Origin of the sequence: Sulfitobacter sp. 1A15258, from assembly GCF_043557045.1 — a bacterium.
Classification (GTDB): domain Bacteria; phylum Pseudomonadota; class Alphaproteobacteria; order Rhodobacterales; family Rhodobacteraceae; genus Sulfitobacter; species Sulfitobacter faviae.
Genome location: NZ_JBIFFK010000001.1, coordinates 297558 through 314632, shown reverse-complemented (window position 1 = coordinate 314632; position 17075 = coordinate 297558). Strand labels below are relative to the sequence as shown.

Annotated in this window: 16 protein-coding genes; 15 read left to right on the top strand and 1 reads right to left on the bottom strand. The window is 62.3% G+C overall.

Annotated elements, in window-relative coordinates; genetic code table 11:
• Window positions 1–17: 17 nt before the first annotated feature.
• Window positions 18–770, bottom strand: coding sequence for a FadR/GntR family transcriptional regulator (locus tag ACGYK9_RS01540; protein ID WP_394407799.1), 753 nt, complete (start codon window positions 768–770; stop codon window positions 18–20).
• A 77-nt stretch (window positions 771–847) separates the two neighbouring features.
• On the opposite strand from ACGYK9_RS01540, the gene ACGYK9_RS01535 reads away from it, so the two are divergent.
• The 15 genes from ACGYK9_RS01535 to ACGYK9_RS01465 all read left to right on the top strand — a co-directional run bounded on the left by ACGYK9_RS01535 (window position 848) and on the right by ACGYK9_RS01465 (window position 17020).
• A complete protein-coding gene (locus ACGYK9_RS01535; protein WP_394407797.1) occupies window positions 848–1636 on the top strand; it encodes a DUF2182 domain-containing protein in 789 nt (262 codons plus the stop codon).
• A 1-nt stretch (window position 1637) separates the two neighbouring features.
• Window positions 1638–2270, top strand: coding sequence for a DUF1326 domain-containing protein (locus ACGYK9_RS01530; protein ID WP_067266687.1), 633 nt, complete (start codon window positions 1638–1640; stop codon window positions 2268–2270).
• Window positions 2267–2767, top strand: a complete 501-nt coding sequence (locus ACGYK9_RS01525; RefSeq protein ID WP_394407795.1) for a DinB family protein — start codon at window positions 2267–2269, stop codon at window positions 2765–2767. The genes ACGYK9_RS01530 and ACGYK9_RS01525 overlap by 4 nt, the downstream gene beginning before the upstream one ends.
• Complete coding sequence (locus tag ACGYK9_RS01520; protein ID WP_394407793.1) at window positions 2767–3870, top strand: dimethylsulfoniopropionate demethylase; 1104 nt, start codon at window positions 2767–2769, stop codon at window positions 3868–3870. The genes ACGYK9_RS01525 and ACGYK9_RS01520 overlap by 1 nt, the downstream gene beginning before the upstream one ends.
• 36 nt (window positions 3871–3906) lie before the next feature.
• Window positions 3907–4893, top strand: a complete 987-nt coding sequence (gene acuI, locus ACGYK9_RS01515) for an acryloyl-CoA reductase (protein WP_394407791.1) — start codon at window positions 3907–3909, stop codon at window positions 4891–4893.
• Between the two features lie 67 nt (window positions 4894–4960).
• Window positions 4961–5386: an HIT family protein gene (locus ACGYK9_RS01510; protein WP_067266693.1), complete on the top strand. Its 426-nt coding sequence runs from the start codon at window positions 4961–4963 to the stop codon at window positions 5384–5386.
• 177 nt (window positions 5387–5563) lie between these two features.
• Window positions 5564–7201 carry a BCCT family transporter gene (locus ACGYK9_RS01505; RefSeq protein ID WP_394407789.1) on the top strand — a complete coding sequence of 546 codons (1638 nt, stop codon included), beginning with the start codon at window positions 5564–5566 and terminating at the stop codon, window positions 7199–7201.
• A gap of 98 nt (window positions 7202–7299) precedes the next feature.
• Window positions 7300–8523 carry an aminotransferase class V-fold PLP-dependent enzyme gene (locus ACGYK9_RS01500; protein ID WP_394407787.1) on the top strand — a complete coding sequence of 408 codons (1224 nt, stop codon included), beginning with the start codon at window positions 7300–7302 and terminating at the stop codon, window positions 8521–8523.
• Between the two features lie 61 nt (window positions 8524–8584).
• The gene (locus tag ACGYK9_RS01495; RefSeq protein WP_394407785.1) at window positions 8585–10006 is read left to right on the top strand and encodes a cryptochrome/photolyase family protein; all 1422 of its coding nucleotides are present in this window, start codon (window positions 8585–8587) and stop codon (window positions 10004–10006) included.
• A 62-nt stretch (window positions 10007–10068) separates the two neighbouring features.
• Window positions 10069–11280 (top strand): class I SAM-dependent methyltransferase, encoded by a 1212-nt coding sequence (locus ACGYK9_RS01490; RefSeq protein WP_394407783.1) that lies wholly within the window; start codon window positions 10069–10071, stop codon window positions 11278–11280.
• A gap of 36 nt (window positions 11281–11316) precedes the next feature.
• Window positions 11317–11757 (top strand): TrgA family protein, encoded by a 441-nt coding sequence (locus tag ACGYK9_RS01485; protein WP_271687254.1) that lies wholly within the window; start codon window positions 11317–11319, stop codon window positions 11755–11757.
• Window positions 11758–11762: 5 nt separating this feature from the next.
• Window positions 11763–12896, top strand: a complete 1134-nt coding sequence (locus ACGYK9_RS01480) for an NUDIX domain-containing protein (protein WP_394407781.1) — start codon at window positions 11763–11765, stop codon at window positions 12894–12896.
• Window positions 12897–12909: 13 nt separating this feature from the next.
• On the top strand, window positions 12910–13944 hold the full coding sequence (locus ACGYK9_RS01475) for a cysteine synthase A (protein WP_271691326.1): 1035 nt from the start codon (window positions 12910–12912) through the stop codon (window positions 13942–13944).
• Window positions 13941–16301 (top strand): DUF3772 domain-containing protein, encoded by a 2361-nt coding sequence (locus ACGYK9_RS01470; protein WP_394407779.1) that lies wholly within the window; start codon window positions 13941–13943, stop codon window positions 16299–16301. Before ACGYK9_RS01475 ends, ACGYK9_RS01470 begins: the two co-directional genes overlap by 4 nt.
• Complete coding sequence (locus tag ACGYK9_RS01465; protein ID WP_394407777.1) at window positions 16298–17020, top strand: alanyl-tRNA editing protein; 723 nt, start codon at window positions 16298–16300, stop codon at window positions 17018–17020. The genes ACGYK9_RS01470 and ACGYK9_RS01465 overlap by 4 nt, the downstream gene beginning before the upstream one ends.
• Window positions 17021–17075 lie beyond the last annotated feature (55 nt).

Sequence of the window (17075 nt, the reverse complement as noted above, 5' to 3'; positions counted from 1 at the left end):
GTTTTATATGCCCCAACCTAGCGTCGCCCCGCAGCTTCGGCATTCCGCGCCGCACGCGCGGCGAAAACGCTTTGGGCAAGCTGTTGCGTCTCGGCCTCCAGCGCGGTCAGCCCTGCCCTTACCGCCCTGCCGTCATGGGCCTCTGCCGCATCCGCGATCTCTTGATGCAGAGCTACGATCCGCGCGCGATCCCGCGCGGTGAAGGTGATCATATTCATCAGGGGCTGCATCGCCTCAACCGCGCCTGCAAGTTGATAACTTAGCACCGGATTGCCCGCACCATCGACCAGCGCCCGGTGAAATGCCACGTCGGAGGCGCAAAAGGCCTCATCGGTCAGCCCCGGCTGCGCCTGCCGGTGAATCTCCGCGCGCATGGTGGCAAGGTGGTCCGCCGTCCGCCGTTCTGCCGATAGCGGGGCGCAGGCGCGCTCCAAGGCGAAGCGCGCCTCGCAAGCGGTCTCAAAACTCACCGCGTTCATGGACAGCAACAGGGTCGAGGTGGTGATCTGCTGCGCATAGGCATCCGGGAAGCTCAACCGGTTGACGAAAGCACCCCCCGTGGCCCCGCGCTGCGTTCGGATCAGCGATTGCGCAGCGAGCCGCTTGAGCGCCTCGCGCACCGTGGGGCGGGAAACCTCGAACTGCTCGGCAAGCTCCGCCTCGGAGGGCAGGCGCTGGTCGACGATCAGATGCCCGCCGATGATGGCGTCGCGGATGGCCGTGGCGATCTGGGCCGATAGATCGGCGGGGTTGCTTGGGTCGATTTTCATATGTCTTACAATTAGTGTTTGCGAGGACTTTAATTGTCTGACATTAAATCTACAAGAGCACGCAGGGGAGGGCGGCGATGACCGGGATGGTACGATCAACACTATGGCTGGGGTTTTTCGCCCTAATTCTCGCGGCTTGGTGGATGATGTACAGCATGGCGATGCAGATGGACCTCGATCTGCTGGGCCGCCCCGGTGCCATGGGCGAACGCATGCGGCAGATGGATCCGGGCATGGATATGTATATGCCCATGGCGCGTTTCTTTCCGCTGTTCGTGATGTGGGGCGCGATGATGGCGGCGATGATGGTCCCGACCATGGTGCCGACGCTGCGCGCCTACGAAGACCTCATGACTTCGGCCAATGGCACGCGCGCGGGCTGGCTGGCGGTGCTTGCAGGCTACCTCGCGGTCTGGCTCGTCTTCGCGGCGGGGATCGCGGGTTTGCAACTGTTGCTGCTGCACGGCGGCGTCATCGACATGCTCGGCATCGCCAAATCGCGTTGGACGGCGGCGGCGCTGCTCTTGGCTGTGGGCCTCTTCCAATTTACCCGCGCCAAGGAGATTTGCCACGGCGTCTGCCACTCTCCGATGATGTATTTCATGGGCCACTGGCGCCCCGGCGCCGCGGGCGGCTTTCGCATGGGGCTGGGCCTCGGCGCCTTTTGCGCGGGCTGCTGCTGGGGCTTTATGCTTCTGGGCTTTGCCGGCGGGGTCATGAGCCTTGCATGGATGGGGCTGGCCACGCTTTTCATGGTCATCGAAAAACTGCCCCAAATAGGGCATTACGTAACAAAACCAATGGGTTTCGCCCTGATCCTCGGCGCAGGTGTCGTGGCGGGTTGGCCCATGATCACAGGAGGATGATATGCCAAACAGAGAGATGACACCCGCCGATTGGGCGATCAAGGGCGAGCTTTTCCTAAACTGCTCTTGCGATGTCTTCTGCCCCTGCGTGGTCAGCCTTGGCGCGCATCTGCCGACCGAAGGCCACTGCCATGCATGGATGGGCATCGTGATCGACGAGGGCCATTTCGAGGGGGAGGATTTGGCCGGGCTGAACGTCGGGCTATTGGTCGACATTCCCGGCCGCATGGGCGAGGGAAATTGGAAGGTCGCCGCCTATGTGGACGACCGCGCGAGCGAGGCGGCCTATGACGGGTTGCTGCAAATCTTCTCAGGCGCTGCGGGCGGCACCACGGGGCTGTTCACCATGTTGGTGAGCGAGATCATCGGCGCCGAACGCGCCCCGGTCGAAATCATTCGCGACGGCAACCGCCGGGTCATCAACATTGGCCGAAAGATCAACGGCGAGATCGAGATGCTGGCCGGGGCCGAACCGGGAGAGCCGGTGACGATCACCAACTCGAAATACTGGATGGGCCCGAATATCGTGGCTGCGCGTGGCGTAAAATCCAAGGTCCGCGACTATGGACGCGTCTGGGATTTCGGTGGTAAATCGGCAGAGGTCTGCGCGATCGATTGGCAGGGGGCGCGGTGATCACCCCCACCTATGCCAAGGAAATGGCGCGCTATAATGCGTGGCAAAACAGACAGTTGTCGAATGTCGTTCAGACTTTGGATGAAGCGTCGTTAACGCAGGATCGCGGGGCGTTCTTCGGCTCCATGCTCGGCACGTTGAACCATCTTCTGCGGTGCGATCAACTCTGGCTGTCGCGGTTCTACCCTGCCGCGCCAAAACCGGAAGGCAAAGACACCGAGCTTTGCCCCTCCGGTGACGCATGGGTTTTGGCGCGGGTTCAATGCGACCTTGCCATTTCTCAGTGGGCGGCGGGGCTGGACCAGTCGATACTAAACCGCGATTTAACGTGGCATTCCGGTATCTTGCAGCGCGATGTTTCTAAGCCGATGGCGGGATGTGTGGTGCATTTCTTCAACCACCAAACCCACCACCGCGGCCAAGTGCACGCCATGCTCACCAACGCAGGATGTGACGCGCCGGTGACCGATTTCATCTTTATGCCGGAGGAGGGCTGATGGCCGAACTCTCTCCCTCGCGCCGGATCAGGCGCACGCCATTCTCTGACGGGGTCGAGGCGGCGGGTGTGAAAGCCTATACGGTCTACAACCGGATGCTGCTGCCGACCGTCTTTGAAAGTACCGAGGCGGATTATCACCACTTGAAGAAAGCCGTGCAAGTCTGGGACGTGGCTTGCGAAAGACAGGTTGAACTGCGCGGGCCCGATGCTTCCCGACTGATGCAGATGCTGACGCCCCGTGATCTGCGCAATGTGGCGCCGGGCCGCTGTGTCTATGTGCCAATCGTGGATGAGACGGGTGGTATGCTCAATGATCCTGTGGCGGTGAAACTGGCCGAGGATCGTTGGTGGATTTCCATCGCCGATAGCGATTTATTGTTGTGGGCCAAGGGGATATGCAACGGTTATCATCTTGATGTTTTGGTCGATGAGCCGGATGTGAACCTGCTGGCGGTGCAGGGGCCGAAAGCCGAAGACCTGATGGAACGCGTTTTTGGTGCGGGGGTGCGGGAAGTGAAGTTCTTCCGCTTCGGGGAGTTCCAGTTTCAAGGCCGCGCCATGAATGTCGCGCGCTCCGGCTACTCCAAACAGGGCGGCTTTGAGATTTACACCGAAGGGGCCGATATCGCGATGCCGCTTTGGGAGGCGCTTTTCGAGGCGGGGCGCGATCTGGATGTGCGGGCGGGCTGTCCGAACCTGATTGAGCGGATCGAGGGCGGATTATTGAGCTATGGCAATGACATGACCGACGACAACACGCCCCACGAATGCGGTCTTGGCAAGCTCTGCGACACGCAGGCGGCGATGGGCTGTATCGGCAGAGATGCGCTGCTGCGGGTGGCGAAAGAGGGGCCGGTGCAACAGATACGTCCCCTAGAGATCGCGGGCGATCCGGTGCCGCTTTGTGATCGTGTCTGGCCCTTGATGGCGGGCGACAAACGCGTGGGGCAGGTGACCTCGGCGGTTTGGTCCCCTGACTTTGGCGTGAATGTCGCCATCGGAATGGTGCGGATGACCCATTGGGACCCGGGCACGCGGTTGCGGGCGCACACCCCCGATGGCGAGCGTGACGTGACCGTGCGTGAAAGTTTCTGGGCCTGAGGCCCGGTCGATTGAAACCTGAAAAGGAGATGAAAGATGAGCTTTAATGCGCTGATTGTAAACAAGGATGACGAAGGCAAGACCCAGGCCGAGGTCACCCAGATCACCGAAGACCAACTGCCCGAGGCCGAGGTGACGGTCGCGGTCGAATATTCCACCGTGAACTACAAAGACGGGCTGTGCATCGGGCCCGGTGGTGGCTTGGTCCGCAACTACCCGCATGTGCCGGGCATCGATTTCGCCGGCACGGTCGAGACTTCGAATGACGACCGTTATAAGCCCGGCGACAAGGTGGTGTTGACCGGTTGGCGCGTGGGCGAGGCGCATTGGGGCGGCTATGCGCAAAAGGCGCGGGTCAAGGCCGATTGGCTGGTGCCACTGCCCGAAGGGCTGGACACGCGTCAAGCGATGGCCGTGGGCACGGCAGGTTTCACCGCGATGCTGGCCGTCATGGCGCTTGAGGATCACGGCATCAAGAAAGGTCCGGTTCTGGTCACGGGTGCTGCGGGGGGCGTTGGCTCGGTCGCGACCGCGATCCTTGCCAACCTCGGCTATGAAGTGGCGGCGGTCACCGGGCGGCCCGAGACCAAAGATTACCTAAAGAGCCTCGGCGCGGCCCGGATCGTCGCGCGGGACGAGATCAACGAGACGGTCAAACGCCCCCTTGAGGGCGAGACATGGGGCGGATGCGTCGATGCCGTGGGCGGCGCGATGCTGGCCCGCGTGCTGGGTCAGATGGAATATGGGGCGAGCGTGGCGGCCGTGGGCCTTGCGGGCGGTGCGGCCCTGCCTGCCACGGTGATCCCCTTCCTGCTGCGCGGCGTGAACCTCTTAGGCATCGACAGCGTCATGCAGCCCTATGACAACCGTCTGCGCGCTTGGGAGCGGGTGGCCAAAGACCTGCCGATGGACAAGCTGGAGGCGATGGTCCAACCCGCTGGGCTCAGCGATCTGCCGCAACTGGGGGCGGACATCCTGAAAGGGCAGGTCAAGGGCCGGGTGGTCGTCGACGTAAACGCTTGATATTGCCTCGGCGCGGGGCGGTGTGGTTAATGGTCCGCGCCGCCCCGACCGCCAGAAGGAGAGCATGATGGCCAGCTATGACGACGACAATATCTTTGCCAAGATCCTGCGCAAAGAGATCCCCAGCTTCAAGGTCTATGAGGACGACAAGACCTATTGCTTTATGGACATCATGCCCCGCGCCGAAGGGCATTGTCTGGTGATCCCCAAGTCGCCCTGCCGCAACATGCTCGACGCGAGCCCTGCACAATTGGCGGATTGTCTGGCGACGGTTCAGAAAGTCGCCAATGCCTGCCTACGCGCTTTTGGCGCCGATGGCATCACGGTGCAGCAGTTTAACGAGGCTGCGGGCGGGCAAGAGGTCTTTCACCTGCACTACCACATCCTGCCGCGGCATGAGGGCGACAAGCTGCGCCCGCCCGGTGTCCAAGGCGACATGGACCGGATTCGCGAACAGGCCGATGCGATTGCAGCCGCGCTCGGGACAGGGTAGTCCCCCCAAACTTACGTCGCAGCAGATACCGAAACGGTCGTTTTAGCCAAGTTTCCAAGGGGGCTTGGCCGCAATGGCTTGCCCAATGGTCGCAAGCCTCTATCCTGTTGCGCACGGATGAGAAAAACAGAAGGCCGCGTTTTGCGCGGTAATCTGTCATCAAAGAGGGAACAGATTATGAGCGATACCAATTCGCACGGCATCCCCGAGCCTGAGGGCAAGGCGGATGTGATCGATACCGATTATGAGATCGGTCAGGATAATATCGAACGGCAGATCGGGCCGTTCGGGCTCGACATTCACAACCCGGTCTTTCTGATTTCGGGGATCGCCGTGGTGATCTTCGTCTTTTACACCATCGCGCTGCCGGAACAGGCTGGCGCGATCTTTTCGGCCATGTTCAACTTTACCACTAAGAACTTTGATTGGTTCCTGATCGGCTCTGCCGATTTGGTGGTGATCTTCGCACTTTTGCTGATCGTGACGCCCTTTGGCAATGTTCGCCTTGGCGGCAACGAAGCGGTTGCGGATTATACCTATCTTGGCTGGTTCGCGATGCTTTTCGCGGCGGGCATGGGCATCGGTCTGATGTTTTATGGCGTCTCCGAGCCGCTGACCCACTTCTCGACTTCCATGGGGGAGATCACGACCGAGAACGGGCTGCGCACCGACTGGGCCCCGCTCGCGGGTGCGTCGGGTGACGAGGCCGGTTCGCTGCGCCTTGGCATGGCGGCGACGATTTATCACTGGGGTCTGCACCCTTGGGCGATCTACGCCATCGTCGCGCTGGCGCTGGCGTTGTTTACCTATAACAAAGGTCTGCCGCTGACGATCCGCTCGGCCTTTTACCCGGTTCTGGGCGAACGTGTTTGGGGCTGGCCCGGGCATATCATCGACATCATCGCGGTCTTTGCCACGCTCTTTGGTCTGGCCACGTCGCTGGGTCTGGGTGCCACGCAGGCCAACGCCGGTCTGAACGAACTGTTCGGGATTCCCGTTGGCACCACATCTGAGATCGTTCTGATTTCGCTGATCACCGCCGTGGCGCTGGTTTCGGTGCTGCGCGGTCTTGATGGCGGTGTGAAAGTCCTCAGTGAGGTTAACATGGGTCTGGCAGCACTGCTGGCACTGTTCACCTTGATCGTCGGGCCAACTGTTTTCCTGCTGTCCTTCTTCTGGGACTCGCTGGTCGCTTACATTGAGTATCTGCCTGCACTCGCGAACCCGTTTGGCCGTGAAGACGTGAACTTCTCCCAAGGCTGGACAGCGTTCTACTGGGCTTGGTGGATCAGCTGGTCACCCTTCGTCGGAATGTTCATCGCCCGCGTCAGCCGGGGCCGTACCGTGCGCGAATTCATCGTTTGCGTGCTGTTGATCCCATCGCTTGTCTGTGTGCTGTGGATGTCGATCTTTGGCGGCACCGCGATCCATCAGGTGCTGAACGACGGCTACACCGCGGCCCAAGATGCGGGTCTGCCGTTGCAGCTGTTCAAAATGCTCGACGCACTGCCGCTGGCTTCGATCACCTCCTTCATCGGCATCGTGCTGGTGGTGGTGTTCTTCGTCACCTCGTCCGACTCCGGGTCGCTTGTGATCGACACGATCACCGCAGGCGGCAAGGTCGACGCGCCGGTGCCGCAGCGAGTGTTCTGGTGCATCTTTGAGGGTGCCGTGGCCATCGCGCTGTTGATCGGCGGGGGCCTCGCGGCGCTGCAATCCATGGTGATCTCCACCGGTTTGCTGTTCACGCTGCTGCTGCTCTTCATGTGCTTCTGCATCTTCCGCGGTCTGCAGGACGAGCGTAAAATCCGCTAACCTGCACAGCCTTTAAGACACGGATGACGGCGGCCTCTCGGGGCCGCCGTTTTCTTTGGGCGCTTGACCTTGGCCGCGCCGCGGTGGACCTTCCCGCCATGCATATTGATTCCGAATGGGTCCGCGCCCAATTTCCCGCTTTCGCCGAGCCGAGCCTTCAGGGGCAGGCTTTCTTTGAGACCGCCGGTGGGTCTTACACCTGCCGCCAAGTCATCGACCGGCTGCATCGCTTCTACACCCAGCGAAAGGTGCAGCCCTACGGCGCCTATGAGGCCAGCCGCCTTGGTGGGGAGGAGATGGACGAAGCCCGCACCCGCATGGCCGCGATCCTAGGCGTGACGCCGGAGGAGCTGAGCTTTGGCCCCTCCACCACGCAGAACACCTATGTGCTGGCGCAGGCTTTCGGCCAGATGATGCAGCCCGGTGAGGCGATCGTCGTGACCAATCAAGACCATGAGGCCAATACCGGCCCGTGGCGCCGGCTGGCCGAGCGGGGGATCGAGATCCGTGAATGGCAAATCGACCCTGACACCGGGCATCTCGATCCGGCAAAGCTCGAAGACCTACTCGACGAGAATGTCCGGCTGGTCTGCTTCCCGCATTGCTCAAACGTGGTGGGCGAGATCAACCCGGTGACCGAGATCACGGCGCTGGCCCATGCCGCCGGCGCTTTCGTCTGCGTCGATGGCGTCTCCTATGCGCCACATGGCTTTGCCGATGTCGGGGTGCTGGGGCCAGATATCTACCTCTTTTCGGCTTACAAGACCTTCGGGCCACATCAGGGTGTTATGGTCATCCGCCGGGCGCTCGCCGAACTGCTGCCGAACCAAGCGCATCACTTCAACGGAGACGTGCTTTACAAGCGTTTTACCCCCGCCGGGCCGGATCACGCGCAGATCGCAGCCAGCGCGGGCATGGCGGACTATATCGACGCTTTCCACGCCCACCATATCGGCGGCACTGCCGGGGCCACGGCGCGCGGTGTTGCTGTGCATGACGCGATGCGCGCCCATGAGACGGCTTTGCTGCAACCGCTGCTGGATGCCATGGCGGCGCGCAACTCGGTGCGGGTCATCGGCCCCACCGATGCGGCAACTCGCGCGCCCACGGTGGCATTGGCGCTTGATCGACCGGCGGTCGAGATGGCGCAGGCATTGGCCGCGCGCGGCATCATGGCTGGGGGTGGCACCTTCTACGCAGGCCGGGCGCTTGGTGCGATGGGGGTAGATGAGGCCAAAGGCGTGCTCCGGCTCAGTTTCACCCATTACACGACGCAGGATGAAATGGACAAACTGTTGAACGCGCTGGACGATCTACTCTGATCCTTGACCCCGGCGCAGGGGCGCTATGTTTCGGGACAAGTGCAGGAGCAAGACCCCGAACGTGAGCGACAATTCCCCGATTATCATGTGGTTCCGCCGCGATCTGCGGCTGAGCGACCATCCCGCCCTAACGGCGGCCTGCCAGTCGGGCCGCCCGGTGATCCCGCTGTTCATCCACGACGCACAATCGGAAGCTTTGGGCGCGGCCCCAAAGTTCCGCCTCGGGCTGGCCTTGGGCTGTCTTGGAGAAACTCTGGCCGAGAAGGGCAGCCGCCTGATCCTGCACCGTGGCGATACGCTTGAGGTGCTGCGCGAGGTGATCGAAACTACCGGCGCGGGCGCGGTGTATTGGAGCCGCCTTTACGATCCCGCCGCGATCGACCGCGACGCCAAGGTCAAAGAGACGCTGAAGGACAATGGGGTCGAAGCCTGTAGCTTTGCCGGGCATCTGATGTTCGAGCCTTGGACGGTTGAGACCAAGACCGGCGGCTTTTACAAAGTCTTCACCCCCTATTGGAAGGCGGTCCGGGGCCGCGATGTGGCGGCCCCCTTGGCCACCCCAAGCGACATCCCAGCCCCGCCAAACTGGCCCGAGAGCGCCGCGCTTAACGATTGGCAAATGGACGCCGAGATGCAGCGCGGGCGCGACGTGGTGCGCCCCTATGTGCGTCTGGGGGAGGCCGCGGCTCAGGCCCGGCTTGGCTCATTCATGGCCCATATCGTCGAAGGCTATGACGAAAGCCGCGACCTGCCGGGCGAAGATGGCACCTCGGCCCTGTCAGAAAACCTGTCGCTGGGTGAGATCAGCCCGGCCCAGTGTTGGCACGCGGGCCAGCGGGCGATGCAGGAGGGCAAGCGCGGGGCTGAGACTTTCCTCAAGGAACTCGCCTGGCGCGAGTTTGCCTATCACCTCATGTATCACACGCCGCGCATCCTTGACCAAAACTGGCGCGAGGAATGGCAGGCCTTCGCATGGAATGAGGACGAGCGCCGCGCCGAGGTGCTGGCATGGAAACAGGGGCGCACCGGGGTGCCTTTCGTCGATGCGGCCATGCGCGAGTTGCAGGTCACGGGGCGCATGCACAACCGGGGCCGCATGATCGTGGCGAGCTATCTGACGAAACATTTGATGTGCCACTGGCGGATCGGGCAAAAGTGGTTCGAAGAACACCTGATCGACTGGGACCCGGCCAATAATGCGATGGGCTGGCAATGGGCCGCAGGCTCTGGCCCCGATGCGACGCCGTTCTTTCGCATTTTCAACCCCGAGACCCAGCTTGATCGGTTCGACAAGGGGCGCGACTACACCCGCCGTTGGATCGCCGAGGGGCGCGCGAAACCGAGTGACGAGGCGCTGGCCTATTTCGACGCGATCCCGCGCCGCTGGGGCCTAAGCCCAGAGGACGATTACCCCGATCCGATCGTCGATCTGTCGGAAGGGCGGGAACGGGCGCTCGACGCCTACCGCAACCGCGACTTTTAACTTTTTGCGAAACAGAAGCCTGCGGTTACAGTAGGCGTCAAGAACAAGAACGGAACCGAGGTATGAAGCTTACGACCACCGAGGGGCAGAAAGGTCTGCCGCGCTATTTCCCGCAGGTCTTCGCCATGGCGCAGGAGATGCAGCACGGGCGGGTGAACTTTGTCCTGCCCGATGGCCGCGTGTTCCGCGCCGAAGGGGCCAAGCCCGGCCCGGTGGCGGAACTGCACATCCATAACGATGACCTTTTCGCACGGTTAATCCGCGAGGGCGATCTGGGCTTTTGCGACGCCTATCTGGACGAATGGTGGTCGACGCCGGACCTGCAAGCCTTCATGGATTTGGTTCATGCGGGGAATGAGACGGTCTATGACGGTTTCCCCGGCCAAGGGCTGCTGCGTCAGTTCGAGAAGTTCCGCTTCTGGCTTCAGCGCAACAACCGCAAACAGGCCAAGCGCAATATCAGCTATCACTACGATCTGGGCAATGCGTTCTACAGCCTCTGGCTGGATGATACGATGACCTATTCTTCGGCCATTTTCGAGGGCGACGCCCAGCAATCGCTGGAGGCCGCGCAGCGGGCGAAATACAAGTCCATGGTCGATCAGATGGGTGTGCAGCCCGGCGATCATGTCTTGGAAATCGGCTGCGGCTGGGGCGGTTTTGCGGAATATGCCGCCGCCGAACGCGGGCTGAAAGTGACCGCGCTGACCATCAGCCAAGAGCAGTTCAACTACGCACAAGAGCGGATTGCCAAGGCGGGCCTCTCGGACCGCGTGACCTTCAAACTGCAAGACTACCGCGACGAGACCGAAAGCTATGACGGCATTGCCAGCATCGAGATGTTCGAAGCCGTGGGCGAAAAATACTGGCCGGTCTATTTCGACACGCTGCATCAGCGTCTTAAACCGGGTCGCGCCGCGACCTTGCAGATCATCACCGTCGCTGACCGCCGTTGGGAGGTTTACAAACGCGGCGTAGACTTCATCCAGAAGTACATTTTTCCGGGCGGCATGCTGCCTAGCCCGACGGTCCTGCGGGAGCAAGTCGAACGGGCAGGGCTGGTCGTCGACCGTTCGATCGAATTTGGCAAAAGCTATGACATTACACTCCGCCGTTGGCATGAGACCTTTAACGAGAAATGGGATCAGATCACCGCGCTCGGATTTGACGAACGCTTTCGCCGGATGTGGAATTTTTACCTCACTTCCTGTGCCGCGACATTTGACAGTGGCAATTGCGACGTGACGCAGATTACGGTACGGCGACCTGTGTGACCGCCCCTGCGGTCCGCCCCCGCAAGGAGCCGAAAAATGCCGACTGGTGCACGACTTATGGCGGCGATCTCACTCGCCGTGCTGGCCTTTGTCCTGTCGGGCATGGTGGTGCCTTTGATGCCGGAAAGCACGGATTTCGGATATTTCCTGCCGCTTAACGTGGTGCTTGGCCTCATCGTGGGCTGGCGCGTGATGGGCCGGCGCGCGGGCCGGGGCATCGTGGCTGCGATCAACAACGGTTTTGCCGGGGTCTTCGTGCTGATGCTCTGGGCGATCTTCTTGCAGGCGGCGAATGAAATGGTCCGGCTGGCGTTGCGCAACCGCTATGACGATCCCTTCGAGGCCATCGTCGCCGTGTTCCAGATCGGCGCGGAATTCGGCCTGATGATCGCCACCGTGCCCATCGGCGTGGCACTTGTCGTCGGCGGCGTGATCGCAGGGCTTTTGACCGAATTTGCTTATAACCGTTGGCCCTGATCACCATGCGACATCTCTTTATCTACGGCACTCTGCGGCATCTGCCGCTGTTGGAAATCGTGCTTGGCCGCACCGCCGAGGCGATTGATCTCAGCCCCGCCAATCTGTCCGGCTACCAAGTCTCTGCCGCCGCCGAAGGCCCGTTTCCCACGATTGAGACGCGTGATGGCGCGCAGACCGAGGGCTTGCTGGTGCGGGGGCTGAGCGCGGATGATTTCGCGCGGCTCGATTTCTATGAAGGCGCGTTCGACTATGATTTGGTGCCGGTGACACTGGCAGACGGGCAAGGGGCTGAGGTCTATCTGCCCCAGCCCGGGCGCTGGACCGCGCAGGGGCCGTGGTCCTTGCCTGAATGGGAGCGTGATTGGGCCGCGCTTTCCTGCCATGCCGCGCGCGAAGTGATGAGCTATATGGGCAAGCGCCCGCGGGCCGAGGTCGATGCGATGTTCCCGATGATCCGCCGCCGGGCCCATCAGCAGGTGCTGGCGGCGCAGGGCATGCATGATCCGCTAGCGCTCGATGGCAAGGTCGAGGTGACCGACCGCCGCCGCGTTTACGCGAACTTCTTCGCCCTTGATGAAATCTCGCTGCGACATGAGACATTTGACGGCAGCATGTCGGCGCAGATCGACCGCGCGGTTTTTGTCAGCGCGGATGCAGCTTTGGTGCTGCCCTATGACCCGCTGCGCGACCGCGTGCTGCTGGTCGAGCAAATCCGCATGGGCCCGCTGGCGCGCGGCGATCATACCCGCTGGCAGTTGGAGCCCATCGCAGGCCATATCGACCCCGGCGAGACACCGCAGGCCGCCGCCCGGCGTGAAGCGCAGGAAGAGGCGGGCATCACCGTGGGCGCCTTGGAGCCGGTCGGAAACGTCTATGCCTCCCCCGGGAATGCGACGGAATTCTTTCACATTTTCGTGGGATTGGCGGATTTGCCGGATCATATCATCGGCACCGGCGGTTTGGCTGCGGAGGGCGAGGATATCCGGTCGCATCTGATGTCATTCGATGATCTGATGGCCTTGGCCGATGCGCAGGCGCTGGCCAATGCGCCATTGGTGGCAAGCGCCTATTGGCTGGCCCGCCACCGCGAACGCTTGAGGTCCGAAGGCGCGACAGCTAAACCGGACGGAACATGAACTGGGGGCAAACATGCAGGTTGCTAAAGATCTGGCCGAGGCCATTGGAAACACACCGCTGATCCGGCTGCGCGGCGCGAGCGAAGAGACCGGCTGCGAAATCTTGGGCAAGGCGGAGTTCATGAACCCCGGCCAATCGGTCAAGGACCGCGCGGCGCTGTTCATCATCCGCGACGCCATCGCACGGGGTGAATTGAAGCCCGGCGGCACCATCGTCGAAGGCACCGCGGGCAACACCGGCATCGGGCTCGCGCTGGTAGGCGCGTCGATGGGTTTCAAAACCGTCATTGTCATCCCTGAGACGCAATCTCAGGAAAAGAAAGACATGCTGCGGCTGGCCGGTGCCGAACTGGTGCAGGTGCCCGCCGCACCCTACAAAAACCCCAATAACTTCGTCCGCTATTCCGAGCGTTTGGCCAAGGAGTTGGCCAAGACCACGCCCGAGGGGGTGATCTGGGCCAACCAGTTCGACAATACCGCCAACCGGCAAGCACATATCGAAACCACCGGCCCTGAGATTTGGGAACAGACCGGCGGCAAGGTCGATGGCTTTTGCTGCGCGGTCGGCTCGGGCGGCACGCTTGTTGGCGTGGCCATGGCGCTGCAACCCAAGGGCGTCAAAATCGCATTGGCCGATCCCGATGGCGCGGCGCTGCACAGCTACTATACCGAAGGCGAGTTGAAATCCGAAGGCAGCTCCATCGCCGAAGGCATCGGGCAGGGGCGGATTACCGCAAACCTCGAAGGGTTCAAGCCCGACTATTCCTACAACATCTCAGACGAAGAGGCGCTGCCGGTCGTCTTTGACCTGCTGGAGAATGAGGGGCTCTGCCTTGGTGCCTCCTCGGGCGTCAACGTCGCCGGGGCCATGCGTCTGGCGAAAGAGATGGGGCCGGGCCATACCATCGTGACCGTGCTGTGTGACTTCGGCACGCGCTATCAATCCAAACTCTTCAACCCGGAGTTCCTGCGCGAGAAGGGGCTGCCGACGCCCGCTTGGCTTGATGCCGCGCCGCAATCCATCCCAGGTGTTTTCGAGGATACATGACCCAAATGCTCCGCTTCGCCCTCGGCCTTACCGCGCTGCTGGTCTGGCTGACCGGCGCTGCTGTCGCACAGGAACCGGCTTTGCCGGATTTCGACCAATGGGAAACCGTCGCCTCATCGGCTGAAGAGGCGATTGACGCGCCCGATACCACCGAAACCATGCTGGAGGTGCAGCGCGCCCGGCTGGTGGATTACCGCGCCGAGTTCGACGCGGCGCGCAACCTGAATGCGGCGCGGATCAGCGCGCTGCGCGAACAATTGGCCGCGCTCGGAACCCCGCCCGAGGGCGAGGGGGCCGAGCCGGAATCCCCCGAAGTCGCCGCCAACCGTGAGGAGTTAAACCGACAGCTCAACACTCTGCTGACCCCGGTCCAGCGGGCAGAAGCGGCATATCTGCGCGCCGATGCGCTGATTGGGCAGATCGACGTTGCCTTACGCGAACGCCAGACCGAGCAGTTGATGGAGGTGGTGCCCACGCCGCTCAACCCCGTCCACTGGCGCAGCGCGATTGACGATCTGGCCACTGCGGCGGGTGAGATCGCCGCCGAAGCACCTGACGATGCCGACACGGCACGGCGCAGCCTGCGCGCCTCTCTCCCTGCGGTTCTGGCCCTCACCGTTCTGGGCTTGGTGCTGATCTTCCGCGGCCACCATTGGTCGACCGCGATTGTGGGTCGGCTTCAGCAATTCGGCGCGCGCGGCTTTGGCATTTGGCGCTTTGTCGTGTCTCTTTTGCGGATCATCCTGCCCACGGTCGGTCTGGTTTTGCTGGCCATGGCCGTCTTGGCGACCGATTGGCTCGGCCCGCGCGGCTCGACCCTTGTGCAGCTGATCCCGGTGATCGGCGGCGCGATGCTGGGTGTTCGCTGGGTCGCCGAACGGGTGTTCTCTCGCGATGAGGACGAGGCGCTGATCCTGCTGCCCCCAGCTGAGCGCAAAGCGGTTCGTTTCTACGTCAGCATCATCACCGTCACCGTCATCATTGGCGCCATCATCACCGCCATTTTCGACGGCCAGCAACCGGCGGAAACCACCGAGGCCGTGCTGCGCCTGCCGGTGATGCTGCTGAGCGCTTTTGCCCTGTTCCGCATCGGGAAAATCCTGCGCGGTTATAGCGATCCGGTGACAGAAGATGTCTCCGCCGCCGAAGAGCCGCGGACCTCGACCCTGAACCGCGTCGTGCGCGGCCTGGGCTTGGGCGCGATGATCGTGGCCGTGGTCGCGCCCCTCTTGCTGATCAGCGGCTATTACAACGCCGCCGTCTCGCTGCTGCCGCCCTATGTCACCACGCTGGTGCTTCTGGGGCTGGTGATGACGCTGCAACGCTTCTTGGCCGATGTTTACGGTGCCATGACCGGGCAGGGGGTGCAGGCGCGCGACGCGCTGATGCCCGTCTTCTTTGGCCTGATCCTGCTGCTGCTGTCGCTGCCTGTGATGGCGCTGGCATGGGGCGCGCGGGTCACTGACCTGACTGAGCTTTGGGCGCTGTTCAGCCGCGGCTTCGCCTTTGGTGAGACGCGGATCCGTCCCACGGATTTCCTCTCCTTCGCGGTGATCTTCGTGATCGGCTACGCCGCCACCCGTCTGATCCAAGGCGCGCTGCGCAGCAACGTCCTGCCCAAGACCCGGATGGACATCGGGGGGCAGAACGCCATCGTTTCGGGGATCGGCTATGTGGGGATTTTCCTCGCCGCGCTGCTCGCCATCACCGGGGCGGGGATCGACCTTTCTGCGCTGGCCTATGTTGCCGGGGCACTCTCGGTCGGTATCGGTTTCGGCCTGCAAAACGTGGTGTCGAACTTCGTCTCCGGCATCATCCTGTTGATCGAACGTCCGATCTCCGAAGGGGATTGGATCGAGGTGGGTGGCCAGATGGGCTATGTGCGCGACATCTCGGTGCGCTCCACAAGGATCGAAACCTTCGACCGCACTGATGTCATCGTGCCCAACGCCGATCTGATCAGCGGCACGGTCACCAACTACACCCGCGGCAATACCGTGGGCCGCCTCATCGTACCCGTGGGCGTGGCTTACGGCACCGACACCAAACGGATCGAAGGCATCCTGCAAGAGATTGCCGAGGCGCAGCCCATCGTGCTGACCAACCCGCCGCCCGCGGTCTTGTTCTTGAACTTCGGCGCCGATGCGCTGGAGTTCGAGGTGCGCTGTTACCTGCGGGACGTGAATTGGATGATGAAGGTCAAGAACGACATCAACCACGCCATCGCCGCGCGTTTCAAAGAGGAAGGGATCGAAATTCCCTTTGCCCAACGCGACCTATGGCTGCGCAACCCTGAGACGTTGAAGGCCGAAGCACCGAAAATAGAAGATGACGCAAAGCCGGAGCCGCAGGCATGACGGGCGAGCTGTACCGGACCGAGACCTACCTACGCGACGCCCCGGCCCGCGTGGCGGCCCATACGCCCGAAGGTGGGGTGATCTTGGACAATTCCCTGTTCTACCCCACGGGCGGCGGCCAGCCGGGCGACAGCGGATGGCTGACGTGGGATAAACAAGAGCTTACCATCGCGACCACGGTGCGCGACCGCGACAGCGGCGGCATCGCGCTGGTCCCGGCAGAGCCGCGTCCCTTGCCGCCGGTCGGCGCATTCGTGAAACAGGAGCTCGACTGGGACCGCCGCCACAAGCACATGCGCGTTCATACGGCGCTGCACCTTCTGTCGGTCGTGATCCCGCATCCGGTCACGGGGGGGCAGATTTCGGCCACCCACGGGCGGCTTGATTTCAACATGCCCGATGCGCCGCAGAACCGCGAGGAACTGGAGGAGGCGCTGAACCACTTCGTCTCCCTCGATGCGCGGGTGAGCGAGGACTGGATCACCGAAGCCGAATTGGACGCCGCGCCTGAACTCATTAAAACCATGTCCGTCGCCCCGCCGCGCGGACGGGGGGACATTCGCCTGATCCGCATCGGAGAGGCGCAGGACCCCATCGATCTACAGCCCTGTGGCGGCACCCATGTCGCGCGCACCGGCGAGATCGGCGGGCTTCGCCTTGGAAAGATTGAGAAAAAGGGCCGTTTGAACCGCCGGGTCTACGTTCATCTGGGCGGTTAGATAAATTTATCCTCTCTGGGGGGAATTCGCTCTTGCAACTCACTGCCCCCCCAAG

Bases quoted from the DNA above. Each gene is read 5' to 3' on its own strand.
- ACGYK9_RS01540 (WP_394407799.1), bottom strand. From the start codon at position 770: ATGAAAATCGACCCAAGCAACCCCGCCGATCTATCGGCCCAGATCGCC.
- ACGYK9_RS01535 (WP_394407797.1), top strand. From the start codon at position 848: ATGACCGGGATGGTACGATCAACACTATGGCTGGGGTTTTTCGCCCTA.
- ACGYK9_RS01530 (WP_067266687.1), top strand. From the start codon at position 1,638: ATGCCAAACAGAGAGATGACACCCGCCGATTGGGCGATCAAGGGCGAG.
- ACGYK9_RS01520 (WP_394407793.1), top strand. From the start codon at position 2,767: ATGGCCGAACTCTCTCCCTCGCGCCGGATCAGGCGCACGCCATTCTCT.
- acuI (WP_394407791.1), top strand. From the start codon at position 3,907: ATGAGCTTTAATGCGCTGATTGTAAACAAGGATGACGAAGGCAAGACC.
- ACGYK9_RS01510 (WP_067266693.1), top strand. From the start codon at position 4,961: ATGGCCAGCTATGACGACGACAATATCTTTGCCAAGATCCTGCGCAAA.
- ACGYK9_RS01505 (WP_394407789.1), top strand. From the start codon at position 5,564: ATGAGCGATACCAATTCGCACGGCATCCCCGAGCCTGAGGGCAAGGCG.
- ACGYK9_RS01500 (WP_394407787.1), top strand. From the start codon at position 7,300: ATGCATATTGATTCCGAATGGGTCCGCGCCCAATTTCCCGCTTTCGCC.
- ACGYK9_RS01490 (WP_394407783.1), top strand. From the start codon at position 10,069: ATGAAGCTTACGACCACCGAGGGGCAGAAAGGTCTGCCGCGCTATTTC.
- ACGYK9_RS01485 (WP_271687254.1), top strand. From the start codon at position 11,317: ATGCCGACTGGTGCACGACTTATGGCGGCGATCTCACTCGCCGTGCTG.
- ACGYK9_RS01480 (WP_394407781.1), top strand. From the start codon at position 11,763: ATGCGACATCTCTTTATCTACGGCACTCTGCGGCATCTGCCGCTGTTG.
- ACGYK9_RS01475 (WP_271691326.1), top strand. From the start codon at position 12,910: ATGCAGGTTGCTAAAGATCTGGCCGAGGCCATTGGAAACACACCGCTG.
- ACGYK9_RS01470 (WP_394407779.1), top strand. From the start codon at position 13,941: ATGACCCAAATGCTCCGCTTCGCCCTCGGCCTTACCGCGCTGCTGGTC.
- ACGYK9_RS01465 (WP_394407777.1), top strand. From the start codon at position 16,298: ATGACGGGCGAGCTGTACCGGACCGAGACCTACCTACGCGACGCCCCG.